Below are 255 nucleotides of genomic sequence, written 5' to 3'. Positions count from 1 at the left end.
GCTCACGCAGTCGCTCACGTCGTTCCAGGCCACCTACCCCGGCGTGGCCGCCCTGCAGCCCACGGGCGGCTGGAGTGCGCTCAACAACTCCGGCACCGACGCCTCCGTCGTCAAGCACGTCTCCGGCCTCGTGGTGGATTCGGTGTCGTACACGGTCCCGCCCGCCCTTGTGGGCCGCGCCTACGAGCGCATCGACCCGAACGGCCCGAGCGCCGCGTCCAACTTCGCACCGTCCACCGCCGCGGCGCTTGGCAC

At 72.2% G+C, this 255-nt stretch carries 1 protein-coding gene; it reads left to right on the top strand.

The features are described 5' to 3' along the window. Nucleotides 1–255 (top strand): hypothetical protein (locus RYX56_RS23785; RefSeq protein ID WP_317124310.1); only part of this gene is annotated, 255 nt, incomplete at both ends.

It is taken from the genome of Alkalihalophilus lindianensis (genome assembly GCF_032843265.1).
GTDB classification, from domain to species: domain Bacteria; phylum Bacillota; class Bacilli; order Bacillales; family Bacillaceae_D; genus Alkalihalophilus; species Alkalihalophilus lindianensis.
Note: the sequence above shows the minus strand (reverse complement) of the source record. Positions and strands in the feature narration are given on the sequence as shown.